General features: G+C 61.8%; 12 protein-coding genes. 3 read left to right on the top strand and 9 right to left on the bottom strand.

Going from position 1 to position 12,548, the window contains the following annotated elements:
* Positions 1 to 58 precede the first annotated feature (58 nt).
* Positions 59 to 679, top strand: coding sequence for an FMN-binding negative transcriptional regulator (locus tag BP38_RS0104740; RefSeq protein ID WP_026986795.1), 621 nt, complete (start codon positions 59 to 61; stop codon positions 677 to 679).
* A gap of 13 nt (positions 680 to 692) precedes the next feature.
* Here the strand turns inward: BP38_RS0104740 and BP38_RS0104735 are convergent, their stop codons facing one another.
* From BP38_RS0104735 to BP38_RS19045, 3 genes are read right to left on the bottom strand one after another with little or no spacing between them, the layout of a single operon-like run.
* Entirely contained in the window at positions 693 to 1,157 is a 465-nt protein-coding gene (locus BP38_RS0104735; protein ID WP_081816454.1) for a (deoxy)nucleoside triphosphate pyrophosphohydrolase, read from the bottom strand.
* Positions 1,158 to 2,387, bottom strand: coding sequence for a bifunctional glutamate N-acetyltransferase/amino-acid acetyltransferase ArgJ (gene argJ, locus BP38_RS0104730; RefSeq protein WP_026986793.1), 1,230 nt, complete (start codon positions 2,385 to 2,387; stop codon positions 1,158 to 1,160). It lies immediately after the preceding gene.
* Between the two features lie 38 nt (positions 2,388 to 2,425).
* Positions 2,426 to 3,415 (bottom strand): peptidylprolyl isomerase, encoded by a 990-nt coding sequence (locus BP38_RS19045; protein WP_051608977.1) that lies wholly within the window; start codon positions 3,413 to 3,415, stop codon positions 2,426 to 2,428.
* A 254-nt stretch (positions 3,416 to 3,669) separates the two neighbouring features.
* Here BP38_RS19045 and secA point away from each other — a divergent pair, with 254 nt between their 5' ends.
* Positions 3,670 to 6,414: a preprotein translocase subunit SecA gene (secA, locus tag BP38_RS0104720; RefSeq protein WP_026986792.1), complete on the top strand. Its 2,745-nt coding sequence runs from the start codon at positions 3,670 to 3,672 to the stop codon at positions 6,412 to 6,414.
* A gap of 79 nt (positions 6,415 to 6,493) precedes the next feature.
* Here secA and BP38_RS0104715 read toward each other — a convergent pair whose 3' ends face one another.
* On the bottom strand, positions 6,494 to 7,450 hold the full coding sequence (locus tag BP38_RS0104715) for an acetyl-CoA carboxylase carboxyltransferase subunit alpha (RefSeq protein ID WP_026986791.1): 957 nt from the start codon (positions 7,448 to 7,450) through the stop codon (positions 6,494 to 6,496).
* Between the two features lie 87 nt (positions 7,451 to 7,537).
* On the opposite strand from BP38_RS0104715, the gene BP38_RS0104710 reads away from it, so the two are divergent.
* A complete protein-coding gene (locus tag BP38_RS0104710) occupies positions 7,538 to 7,744 on the top strand; it encodes a DUF6494 family protein (RefSeq protein ID WP_322098939.1) in 207 nt (68 codons plus the stop codon).
* Between the two features lie 25 nt (positions 7,745 to 7,769).
* Here the strand turns inward: BP38_RS0104710 and BP38_RS0104705 are convergent, their stop codons facing one another.
* From BP38_RS0104705 to zapE, 5 genes are all read right to left on the bottom strand, one after another.
* The gene (locus BP38_RS0104705) at positions 7,770 to 8,552 is read right to left on the bottom strand and encodes a succinate dehydrogenase iron-sulfur subunit (protein ID WP_026986789.1); all 783 of its coding nucleotides are present in this window, start codon (positions 8,550 to 8,552) and stop codon (positions 7,770 to 7,772) included.
* Positions 8,553 to 8,588: 36 nt separating this feature from the next.
* On the bottom strand, positions 8,589 to 10,376 hold the full coding sequence (gene sdhA, locus BP38_RS0104700; protein WP_026986788.1) for a succinate dehydrogenase flavoprotein subunit: 1,788 nt from the start codon (positions 10,374 to 10,376) through the stop codon (positions 8,589 to 8,591).
* Positions 10,377 to 10,402: 26 nt separating this feature from the next.
* Positions 10,403 to 10,780 carry a succinate dehydrogenase, hydrophobic membrane anchor protein gene (sdhD, locus tag BP38_RS0104695; protein ID WP_026986787.1) on the bottom strand — a complete coding sequence of 126 codons (378 nt, stop codon included), beginning with the start codon at positions 10,778 to 10,780 and terminating at the stop codon, positions 10,403 to 10,405.
* A gap of 12 nt (positions 10,781 to 10,792) precedes the next feature.
* On the bottom strand, positions 10,793 to 11,179 hold the full coding sequence (gene sdhC, locus BP38_RS0104690) for a succinate dehydrogenase, cytochrome b556 subunit (protein ID WP_026986786.1): 387 nt from the start codon (positions 11,177 to 11,179) through the stop codon (positions 10,793 to 10,795).
* A gap of 124 nt (positions 11,180 to 11,303) precedes the next feature.
* Positions 11,304 to 12,500 carry a cell division protein ZapE gene (zapE, locus tag BP38_RS19040; protein WP_169737829.1) on the bottom strand — a complete coding sequence of 399 codons (1,197 nt, stop codon included), beginning with the start codon at positions 12,498 to 12,500 and terminating at the stop codon, positions 11,304 to 11,306.
* Between the last annotated feature and the right edge of the window lie 48 nt (positions 12,501 to 12,548).

The following is a 12,548-nucleotide window of genomic DNA, read 5'->3' as shown; positions in this document are numbered from 1 at the left end:
AGGCACCTGCGCCCGCCTCCGGATCGAAACTGCCGCGACGGCCAGGAGGGAAGCCGCCATGTACAGACCCCCGCAATTCCGTGTCGAGGATCGCTCTGAAATTCACCAGATGATGCGCGCGACACGTCTGTGCAATCTGGTGACTTCAGGGCCGGAAGGCCTGCACGCAACGGCCTTGCCCTTGCTTCTCGAGGATCGGGAAGGTGAATTTGGCACGCTCTACGGCCATCTCTCGCGTGCCAACCCCCAGTGGAAAATGGATGTCCAGGGCGATGCACTTGCCATTTTCATGGGCCCCTCGGCTTACGTGACACCGGCCTGGTATGGCGCCAAGCAGGAGACGGGCAAGGTGGTGCCAACATGGAACTATACGGCGGTTCACGCTTATGGGGTCGTGGAATTCTTCACCGAGCGTGAAGCAATGCTGCAGCTGGTCTCGCAGTTGACGGAGCGGCACGAAGCGGATCGGGAGAATCCCTGGGCCGTCCGTGATGCACCGGAGGAGTTCGTGGAGGCCAAGCTGAAGGGGATTGTCGGCTTGCGCCTGGAGATCACGCGCCTTGAGGGCAAGGCGAAAGCGAGCCAGGACAAATCAGACAGTGACCGGCAGCGTATCGCAGAGGGTCTCAGGGAAAGTGGTGACGTGGAAAACCAGGCCTTGGCGGAATGGATTCCGTGATAACCGATTGGTTTCAGAGGAAATCCCGCAACAGGGCGACCAGTGGCTGGTCGGCAGGTGGCATGGGATAATCCATCATTCGGACTGGCTTGACCCAGGCCAGGGCCTGGCCTTCCAGTCCCTGCGGATTGCCTTGCCAGACGCGACAGGCGAAAAGCGGCATCAGGAGATGAAAGGACTCATAGGCGTGTGAGGCAAAGGCAAGAGCTGCCAGACAGCTCTGCCGGGTGTCGATACCCAACTCTTCCCTGAGTTCCCGGATCAGCGCGGCTTCAGGCGTTTCCCCGACATGCACCTTTCCGCCGGGAAATTCCCAGAGGCCTGCCATCTCCTTGCCCTCCGGACGTTGAGTCAGAAGGACGCGGCCATCGATATCCACAAGGGCCGCGGCAGCAACCAGCAGCAGGTTTGTGGACCCAGCGTTCTGGGCCATGCGTTCGCCGGCCTGCCAGCACCCGCTTTCAGCCGGCGGCATCATTCAGCTCCGATAATCGGCATTGATGTCGATGTAGCCGTGGGTCAGATCGCAGGTCCAGACCCGCGCGCGACCGCGTCCCACACCGGCATCCACCTGGATCAGGATGTCCTGACCTTTCATGTGTTCGGCGATCGGCGTTTCGTCATAATCCTCGACGCGCTGGCCGTCCTGGGCAATCTCCACACCACCGATCGAGATCGCCAGACGGTCACGGTCGGCCCGCTCCCCGGACTTGCCCACGGCCATCACGATCCGTCCCCAGTTCGCATCTTCCCCGGCAATGGCCGTCTTCACCAGGGGGGAATTGGCGATGGCCAGGCCCATGCGGCGGGCCGAGCGCGCACTGGTGGCCCCTGTGACCTCGACGGTGATGAACTTGCTGGCGCCTTCGCCGTCCTTCACCACCTGTTGGGCAAGATCAATCAGCAGCTCCTCGAGCGCCCGCGAAAAGCGGCGCAGGCGAGGGTCCGTGATGCTGCGGATTGGGGTATTCCCGGCCTTGCCTGTGGCAGCCAGAAGCAGTGTGTCGCTTGTCGAGGTGTCCCCGTCCACCGTTATGGAATTGAATGAACGGTTGTTGGCACGGGTCAGCAGCTGTTGCAGGACATCGGCGGAAAGGTCGGCGTCCGTGGCCACGAAAGCCAGCATGGTCGCCATGTCGGGCGCGATCATGCCCGAGCCCTTGGCAATGCCGTTCAGGGTCACGGTCTTGCCATCGATGTCCGTGGTCCGGGTCGCCCCCTTGGGAAAAGTGTCGGTCGTCATTATGGCCCGCGCCGCGGCTTCCCATCTGTCCTGGCTCAAGCTGTCCAGCAGCTCCGGCAGACTGTCGGTCAGCTTGTTATCCGGAAGGGGTTCGCCAATCACGCCCGTTGAAGCCACGAATACTTCCCGGTTCGAGCAGTCCAGCACATTGGCCGTGGACGAGACGCAGCGCTCGACCGACGCAATACCGGCGCGGCCGGTAAAGGCATTGGCGTTTCCGGAGTTGACCAGAATGGCCTGCACCCGGCCACCGGCCAGGGCTTCGCGGCACCAGAGAACCGGGGCCCCTGCCGTCTGTGAGCGGGTCAGGACCCCGGCCACGGTCGTGCCGGGCGCAAAACGCATCAGCAGGGCGTCGTCGCGTTTCTTGTAGCGCAAGCCGGTTGCCGCCGTGGCCAGTTCCACGCCCTCGACGGGCGGCAGAAGGGGAAAGGAATCGGGGGCCAACGGCGACAACTCAGGCATGTCCGGCAGTCTCTCTGGGTTTGGGTTGAACGAAGCGGTTACTGGTTGGAGGTTCCGGTTTCGGGCAGATCCTCTTCCTCCAGCGCGTCCTCTGGAACCGACTGCGGTGCGGTGCCCTTCATTTCGATATCGGCATCGGCCCGCAAGTCGGCGAGAATTTCCTCGATGGCCTCGGAGGCAATCTGCTGTTCCAGTTCTCCGCGAACCTCGCTCATCTCAGGCGGCTCGGTCATCCGGCTGTCCTCGACCTTGATCACGTGCCAGCCGAATTCGGTCTCCACAGGTTCCTTGCTGTAGCTACCCGACTCCATCTCGAAGGCCGCGTCAGCGAAGGGTTCCACCATGCGGTCCTGGGTGAAGTAGCCAAGATCGCCGCCTTCGGTGCCTTCATCCATGGAGTGCTCGTCCGCCAGAGCGGCGAAGTCCGCACCTGCATCCAGTTCGGCAATCAGCTCTTCGGCCTGTTCCTTTTCCTCGACCAGGATGTGCCGTGCCTGCACTTCCTTCTTGGCCTCGAAATCGGCCTTGTACTGCGTATAGGCGTCCTGCAGGCGTTCGTCGGTGGCCGCTTCGTCTATCGCCTGCTGCAGATAGATCTGACCGATGGCTTCGCTTTCGGCGCGTTCGACCGCTTCCCGAACCTGTTCGTTGTCAGCCAGGCCTTCCTCGCGGCCGGCTTCCTCCAGAAGCTTGAAGTCGATCAGCCGTTCAACCAGGGCCGGAAACAGACTGGAGAGTTGAGACTGATACTGCTGAGGCAGGTCCTGGGCCGTGGCGATGACATCGGCCATGGTGACATCCTTGCCATTGACCGTCGCCAGAACGCGATCCGGATCGAAGCCGGCGCCTTCCGCCTGGCCGGACTGTTCGGCAGCATTGTCCTGGGCCTGCACCTGGACTGTGCCTCCGGGGAGCAGCGCGGTGCCGGCCGACAGGAACGCGGCCAGGGTCAGCGCTGACAGGAGCCGCCGCGAAGCACGAGGGGGCTCGACATGGGCTAAAGACAGGGCAGGAATCTGGAATGACATAAAACCTCCGTTACATTTGTAGACCGGCGAAAAATGATCCGGCCGCTTGGGCAAATATGCAGATGGTGCGCGAAATCACAAGTGAAGCCCTTGTGGTGGTGTCCGTTGCAGCCGGGGTCAAGGCCGCGGCTTTTTGGCCCCCGCCGGTCGCTCACGCGTTGACAGAATGCAATAGGGGTCATATCTGTCAGACTTATCGCGCAGCCCGTATGGGTTCCTGCGCTTCTATACGTTCCTCCGACACCGAGGGTTTCATGCTGAGCGCGATTGCCAAGCGCCTCTTCGGGTCTGCCAATGACCGATACATAAAGTCCCTGCGCCGCGACGTCGAAGCGATCAATGCGCTGGAGCCCGAGCTCGAGAAGCTTGACGACGAAGCTCTGCGTGCGCGGACCTTCCAGTTCCGTGAGCGCCTGGACAAGGGTGAAACGCTGGACGACCTGATGGTCGAGGCCTTTGCCACCGTGCGTGAAGCGGCCAAACGGACCCTGAACCAACGTCATTTCGATGTGCAGCTGATCGGCGGCATGGTCCTGCACAAGGGCATGATCTCCGAGATGAAGACCGGTGAAGGCAAGACGCTGGTCGCGACCCTGGCGGTCTATCTCAATGCCCTGTCCGGCAAGGGCGTGCATGTGGTGACGGTGAACGATTACCTGGCCCGCCGTGATTCCGAGTGGATGGGCGAGATCTATCGCTTCCTGGGCCTGAACGTTGGCTGCATCGTGCCGGGTCTGCCCGACGAGGAACGGCGTCAGCAGTATGCCTGTGACGTAACCTACGCCACCAACAACGAGCTCGGCTTCGACTACCTGCGCGACAATATGAAGTACCGTCTGGAAGACATGGTCCAGCGGGAATTCAACTACGCCATTGTCGACGAGGTGGACTCGATCCTGATCGACGAATCCCGCACGCCGCTCATCATCTCCGGGCCGGCCGAGGATTCCTCGGATATGTATCGCGCAGTCGACAAGGTCATGCCGAAGGTGACCGAGGAGCATTACGAGAAGGACGAGAAAGCACGCTCGGTCACGCTGACGGACGAGGGAACCGAATATGTCGAGGAGTTGCTCCTGGCCGAGGGTCTGATCGAGGACGGCTCACTCTACGACATCCAGAATGTCGCCGTCCTGCACCACATCACCCAGGCGTTGCGCGCCCACACGCTTTTTAGCCGGGATACGGACTACATCGTCAAGGATGACAAGGTCATCATCATCGACGAGTTTACCGGCCGCATGATGGAAGGCCGCCGCTATTCCGATGGCTTGCACCAGGCCCTGGAAGCCAAGGAAGGTGTGACCATCCAGAACGAGAACCAGACCCTGGCCTCGATCACCTTCCAGAATTTCTTCCGCCTCTATCCCAAGCTGGCCGGCATGACCGGGACGGCGGTCACAGAGGCCGGCGAATTCGGTGAAATCTACAGCCTGGAGGTGGTCGAGATTCCGACCAACGTCCCGGTTCAGCGCATCGACTATGACGATGAGGTCTACCGGTCGACGGACGAGAAGTATACCGCGATCATAGAGCAGATCGACACCTGTCAGAAGCGGGGACAGCCGGTCCTGGTGGGCACGGTGTCCATCGACAAGTCCGAGCTTCTCTCGAGCATGCTGACAAAACGCAAGATCGCGCATCAGGTGCTCAATGCCCGCTATCACGAGCAGGAAGCCTATATCATCGCCCAGGCGGGTTCGCCCGGCGCCGTGACCATTGCCACCAACATGGCTGGACGCGGGACCGACATCCAGCTGGGTGGCAACGTTGACATGCGCATCCAGCAGGAAGCCATGATCCTTGAGGACGAGGCTGCGCGCGTGGCCAAGACCGAAGAAATCCGCAAGGACATCGAGACCAAGCGCGCCAAGGCCCTGGAAGGCGGTGGGCTCTTCGTGCTGGGAACCGAACGCCACGAGAGCCGGCGCATCGACAACCAGTTGCGCGGCCGCTCCGGGCGACAGGGCGATCCCGGTGGCTCCAAGTTCTTCCTGTCCCTGGAAGACGACCTGATGCGCATCTTCGGGTCCGAGCGCATGGACAGTATGTTGAAGCGTCTCGGTCTGCAGGAAGGTGAGGCGATCAAGCACCCCTGGGTCAACCGGGCGCTGGAGAAGGCGCAGGAAAAGGTCGAGGCGCGCAACTACGAAATCCGCAAGAACCTGTTGCGTTTCGACGACGTGATGAACGACCAGCGCAAGGTCATCTTCGAGCAGCGCAAGGACATGATGCGCGCCGAGGACGTCCACGACACGGTCCTGGGCATGCGCGATGAAGTGACCTCCAGCCTGGTATCGCGCTGCATTCCGCCAAAGGCCTATGCCGAGCAGTGGGAAATCGACTCGCTGCACGAGGAGTGCCTGCGCCTGTTCGGCCTGGATCTGCCGGTCCACGACTGGTCAAAGGAAGAGGGCATTGCCGACCAGGAGATTCTGGAACGCATTCGCCAGGCCATCGAGCAGAAGATGCAGGACAAGGAAGAGGCCTTCGGCGCCGAACTCATGCGCTCGGCGGAAAAGCAGATCCTGCTCAGCACCCTGGACAAGATGTGGAAGGAACATCTGCTGGCGCTGGATCACATGCGTCACAGCATCGGTCTGCGTGCCTATGCCCAACGCAATCCGCTGAATGAATACAAGGCCGAGGCCTTCAATCTGTTCGAAAGCATGCTGGCCAAGGTGCGCGAGGAAGTCACTCTGCTGCTCTGTCACGTCTCGATTCGCGTGCAGGAGCCGGAATCTCTGATGCCTCAGCGCACCCCGCAACAGATGAAGGAGAGCCGCGAGGATCCGGCCTTTGCCCAGCAGGCGGGCGCGAGTGGCTCCACGGCAGCCGCCGCGGGCGGAACAGCAGCCGCTTCAGGCGGCGTGGCTGGAGCGGCTGCGGCAGAGATGGATCCCAACGATCCTTCGACCTGGAGCAAGACAGGCCGAAATTCGCCGTGCCCCTGTGGATCCGGCAAGAAGTACAAGCACTGTCACGGCAAGCTGACCTGAACCGAATGGAGTCCGGCGGTCATCTCCGCCCTCTGGACCGGGCTCGTTCTCGAGGATTCTCAGGAGTGGGACGCGCCTGTCAGGACAGACCCTTTTGCCCCATGGCAAGAAACTTCTCGCGCCGTTCCTTGCGCAGGCTGTCCGGATCCTTGTCGCTCAGGTCCTTCAGGCAATCGGAAATGGCTTGGCCCACGGCGCGGATGGTTTCCGTGCGGGCACGGTGGGCGCCGCCGATGGGCTCGCGGATCAGGCGGTCGATCACGCCCAGCTTGTCCAGATCCTGAGCGGTCAGACGCAATGCCTCGGCCGCGTCGCGCGACTGGTCTGAGGAGCGCCAGAGGATCGAGGCACAGCCTTCAGGGGAGATCACGGAATATATCGAATGTTCCAGCATCAGGATGCGGTCGCCGGTGGCCAACGCGATTGCCCCGCCTGAACCGCCTTCCCCGATAACCACGCAGACTACCGGAACGGAAAGCCCCAGGGAGATTTCCATGCAGCGTGCAATGGCCTCGGCCTGGCCGCGTTCCTCGGCGCCAACACCGGGATAAGCGCCGGGCGTATCCACCAGGGTTATGAAAGGCAGCCTGAAGCGCTCGGCCATGTTCATCAGGCGTTGGGCCTTGCGGTAGCCTTCGGGACGCGCCATGCCGAAGTTGTGGGCAACACGGCTGCTGGTGTCATGGCCCTTTTCCTGGCCGACAAGAACGCAACTGCGTCCCTGGAAGCGTCCCAGGCCGCCAACCACGGCCTGGTCCTCGCCATAGAGCCGATCCCCGGCCAGCGGGGTGAAATCCTCGACCAGGGCCGAGATATATTCACGCACATGCGGGCGCTCGGGGTGGCGTGCCACCTGGCACTTCTGCCAGGGCGAAAGCTTGCTGTAGATACTGTTCAGCTCTCGCTCGGCCTTGTTCTGCAGATGCGTGACCTCCTCGGCGATATTGATATCGCTATCGCTGGTGAGGTGTCGCAACTCCTCAATCTTGTTTTCGAGTTCGGCAACAGACTTTTCGAAATCAAGGTAATGTTTCATGATGACCGGGACATATCACAAGCGGAACGGCAGGCCCATAACCTTTTGCCGGCCAGCCGAACGCTTTTTGCAAGAAAGGGCGAAAGCATGATGGACGAAGATGCCTTCAACATGGAACTGCGCAAGTTTCTCAAGCGCGTCGGGGTCACCTCACAGAAGGTGATCGAGGAGACGGTCCGCGAAGGCCTGGAATCAGGCAAGATCGGCGAAGGTCCGATCAAGGCGCGCATGGTTCTGACGCTCGACGGCCTCGATGAACCCCATGTGGTGGAAGGCGAGATCCCTCTGAAGTGACGCGGCAGCCGTTCCGGACCGACTTCTAGCTCTTGCGCTCCACCATCAGCTTCTTGATCTCGGCAATGGCCTTGGCCGGATTGAGATGCTTGGGACAGGTGCGCGTGCAGTTCATGATGGTGTGGCAGCGGTAGAGCCGGAAGGGATCTTCCAGCTGATCCAGACGCTCGCCGGTGTATTCATCGCGCGTGTCTGCGATCCAGCGATAGGCCTGCAGCAGGATGGCGGGGCCCAGGTAGCGATCGCCGTTCCACCAGTAGCTGGGGCAGGACGTCGTACAGCAGAAGCAGAGTATGCATTCCCAGAGGCCGTCCAGCTTCTCCCGGTCTTCGGGGGTCTGGAGGCGCTCGCGTTCCGGCGCCGGCGTGGAGGTCTTCAGCCAGGGCTCGATGGATTCCAGCTGGGCATAGGCATGGTTCAGGTCAGGGATCAGGTCCTTGACCACCGGCATATGCGGGAGGGGATAGACCTTCACGTCCCCCTCGACCTCATCCAGGTTCATGGTGCAGGCCAGCGTGTTCGTGCCATCGATGTTCATGGCGCAGGACCCGCAAACACCTTCACGGCAGGAGCGGCGGAAGGTCAGCGTGGGGTCGATCTCGTTCTTGATCTTGATCAGGGCGTCCAGGACCATTGGTCCGCAGCTGTCCAGATCGACTTCGTAGGTGTCCATCTTGGGATTGCCCCCATCGTCGGGGTTCCAGCGATAGACCTTGAACCGCTTGACGTTCTTCGAGCTGTCGCTGGCGGCGGACCAGGCCTTGCCATCCTTGATCCGGGAGTTGGTGGGGAGCGTTAGAGCAACCATCGATCGTCTGCCTGATTAATTCTCGTTGAACGGAGTTTAGTAGACGCGCGCCTTCGGCGGGAAGGTCTGTACGTCGTTGGTCATCGGCTGCATGTGCACGGGACGGGAGTCCAATGTTGCCTTGCCCTTGTCATCGACCCAGACCACCGAATGCTTCATCCATTTCTCGTCGTCGCGGTCGGGGAAATCCTCGCGAGCATGCGCGCCACGGCTTTCCTCGCGGGCCGCGGCCGATTCCATCGTGGCGACGGCCTGGTAGATCAGGTTGTCGTATTCCAGGGTTTCCATCAGATCCGAGTTCCAGATCATGGAGCGGTCGGAAACAGAGATATCCTGACGCCGGGCCCAGACATCCTTCAGCTTGCTGCTGCCATCGCCCAGGGTTTCCCCGGTGCGGAAGACGGCGGCATGGCTCTGCATGACCTTCTGCATGTCCAGGCGATGTGCCGCGGTTGGCGTATCGCCCTTGGCGTTGCGGAAGTGATCCAGACGCGAAAGTGACATTTCGTCGGCATCGGCCGGCAAGGGGCGGTGACTTTCGCCCGGGGCCAGCGTTTCCGCACAGCGCTTGCCGGCGGAACGTCCGAAGACCACGAGGTCGAGCAAAGAGTTCGAGCCCAGGCGGTTGGCCCCGTGGACGGAGACGCAGGCGGCTTCGCCGATGGCCATGAGGCCCGGGACCACGCTGTCGGGGTCGCCATCCTTCACCGTCAGGACCTCACCGTGATAGTTCGTTGGAATGCCGCCCATGTTGTAGTGACAGGTGGGCAGGACCGGGATCGGCTCCTTGGTGACATCCACACCGGCAAAGATCTGGGCCGATTCCGAAATGCCCGGCAGGCGCTGGTTCAGGACCTCGGGGTCCAGGTGCTCCAGGTGCAGGTGGATGTGGTCCTTGTTCGTACCGACGCCGCGGCCTTCGTTGATCTCCATGGTCATGGAGCGGCTGACCACGTCGCGGCTGGCCAGGTCCTTGGCCGAGGGGGCATAGCGTTCCATGAAACGCTCGCCCTCGGCATTGGTCAGATAGCCACCTTCGCCGCGCGCGCCCTCGGTGATCAGACAGCCGGCGCCATAGATGCCGGTGGGGTGGAACTGCACGAACTCCATGTCCTGCAGCGGCAGGCCGGCGCGCAGGACCATGGCGTTGCCGTCGCCCGTACAGGTGTGGGCAGAGGTGCAGGAGAAGTAGACACGGCCATAGCCGCCGGTGGCCAGGATCACACGGTGCGCGCGGAAGCGGTGGATGGTGCCGTCATCCAGGTTCCAGGCGACGACGCCCCGGCACTCGCCGTCCTCCATGATCAGGTCGAGTGCGAAGTACTCGATGAAGAACTCTGCGTGGTTGCGCAGGGACTGCTGGTAAAGGGTGTGCAAGATGGCGTGCCCCGTGCGGTCGGCGGCGGCACAGGTGCGCTGGGCCGTTCCCTTGCCGTAGTCCGTGGTCATACCGCCAAAGGGCCGCTGATAGATCTTGCCGGCGTCGGTCCGGCTGAAGGGCACGCCGTAGTGCTCCAGCTCGATGATGGCCGGAATGGCCTCTTTCGTCATGTACTCGATGGCATCCTGGTCACCCAGCCAGTCCGAGCCCTTGACGGTATCGTACATGTGCCAGCGCCAGTCATCCTCGCCCATGTTCCCCAAGGCCGCCGAGATGCCACCCTGGGCGGCCACGGTATGACTGCGTGTGGGAAAGACCTTGGAAATGCAGGCTGTTTTCAGCCCGGCGCGAGCCAGTTCCAGAGTGGCGCGCAGGCCGGCACCGCCGGCGCCAACCACCACCACGTCGTAGGTGTGGTCGATTTTGGTGTATGCCTCTGGCATCGTATCTCGCCTTTGATTTCTTTGCGTTATTGGAACAACAGGACCAGGACTGAAATCACGCCTATGGTGGCCAGCAGGATGCAGGCTGCCTTGACCAGGAGCAAGAGCGCGAATTTCACGCCTGTGGCATGCACGTAATCTTCGATCACCACCTGAAGGCCCAGCCAGGCGTGATAGAAGGTGGCCAGGATGAGCAGTATCAACAACGAAGCGGTGAAGGGCCCTCCGGCCCAGAGCGCGAAGTTCTGGTGACTCTCTCCGATCATGGACAGCACGGAGGCGATGAACCAGATGCTGAGCGGAATCAGCGCCAGGGCCGTCATCCGCTGGGCCCACCAGTGATGGGTCCCGTCCTTGGCCGAACCGAGATGTCGGACACGGGACAGGGGCGTGCGCAAATTCATTTCATCGCCTCCTTACATCACCGCCAGGCCAATGGCCCAGCTCAGGATCGTCAATACGGCCGCGGCGATCAGCGCGGCCCAGCCCGACTTGTAGACCGTCGGCAGCTCGAATCCGTAGCCGGCGTCCCAGAACAGATGCCGGATGCCGTTGCTGAGATGATAGAAGAAGGCCAGGGTCCAGCCGAACAGGAGAAGCAGGCCGATTGGCGAGGCCATGAAGCCCTGGGCGGCCGCGTAGCGCTCCGGACCTCCGGCGGCCGCAGCCAGCCAGTAGATCAGCAGCAATGTGCCGACAGCCAGCGCAACACCCGTGATACGGTGCAGGATGGACATCACCGAGGTGAGCTGCGGCTTGTAAACCTGTAGGTGTGGTGAAAGCGGGCGATGGTCGGCAGACATGCTATTCCCCTCGTTCCTGGTGGCCGTCCCGAACCTGACGACACATCAGAAATGGTTTAGTGCGCTGCAGGAGGCAAGTCAATGAAACGGCCAAGTTGCCGCAGCCTATGTCATTGGCTGAATGTTAGACAACTTCCTCCTGACGTGCATCGAAATCGCTCTGACCCGGCGTTGTGTCAATGTGTTCCCGCGCGCGTCGGCTGCGGGCCTGTTCAATGTAATCCCGGGATTGCATTTCCTGCAGGCGGCTGACTGTTCGGGCAAATTCGAAGGTCCCGTCGCCTTCTGGATAGAGGTCTTCCGGTGGACCGTCTGCCGTCATGAACAGGACAACGGAGTTCTCGTAGAGTGCGTCCACCAGGTGCATGAAGCGCCGCGCTGCATTGCGCTGGTCGGACTCCATGCAGGGCACGCCGGACAGTACGACCGTGTGATAGCGTTCGGCCAGGGCCAGGTAATCGCCCGCGCCCAGCGGGCGTTCGCAGAGGTCGCGGAAGGACAGGCGCGCGACGCCATGCCCAGCGGCGGCCACTTTGACCTCTCGCCCCTTGACCGTCAGGCTTTCGGGCTGAGCCTCAACTCCGTCCGTCAGGTCGGAAAAGACCTGGTCCAGAGCCTTTCGGTTCTCGGTCGTCAGCGGGCTGTAGTAGACGGGCTGTTCCTGCAGGCGGTCGAGGCGATAGTCGCGGCCCGCGCCCAGGTCATAGATTTCGAGGCGGTGCTTGAGCAGGTCGATGAAGGGCAGGAAGCGCTCTCGTTGCAGCCCCCCCTCATAAAGGCGATCCGGGGCAAAGTTCGAGGTTGTCACCACAACGCAGCCTTCCTGGAACAGGGTTTCGAACAACCGGCCCAGGATCATGGCATCGGCGATGTTCTCCACCACCAGCTCATCGAAGCAGAGCAGCCAGGCGTCTTCGGCCACCTCCCTGGCAACTTCAGGCAGGGGGTCGCGCTTCTCGGCATTGGCCCCCTGCCGGCGGGCGTGCAGCCGGTCATGGATCTCCGCCATGAACGCGTGAAAGTGCACCCGCCGTTTGCGACTGACCGGGGCGGTCTCAAAGAACAGATCCATCAGCATGGACTTCCCCCGGCCCACACCGCCGGCAAGGTAGAGCCCCTTAGGGGGTGTGGGGGCATTGCAGGCCAGTCCAAGGATGGATTTCAGGCCCCGCTTGCGCCGAGGTGGGCGATAGTCCTTCAGGCTGTCGTGCAGGGCATCCAGCCGACGTGCTGCTTCTTCCTGAGCAGGGTCGGCGGCTATCTCTTCCTTCTCGACCAACCGGCGATAGCGCACCAGTGGGGACTTGAGCTTTTCTGTCACCGTATTTCCACAGCCTCTTGCGATCCACGCTGTTCATAGTTGATTGTA

The organism is Fodinicurvata fenggangensis DSM 21160, assembly GCF_000686045.1.
GTDB lineage: Bacteria > Pseudomonadota > Alphaproteobacteria > Kiloniellales > DSM-21159 > Fodinicurvata > Fodinicurvata fenggangensis.
The sequence above is the reverse complement of the archived record's forward strand: the minus strand, read 5'-3'. Positions and strand labels throughout refer to the sequence as shown.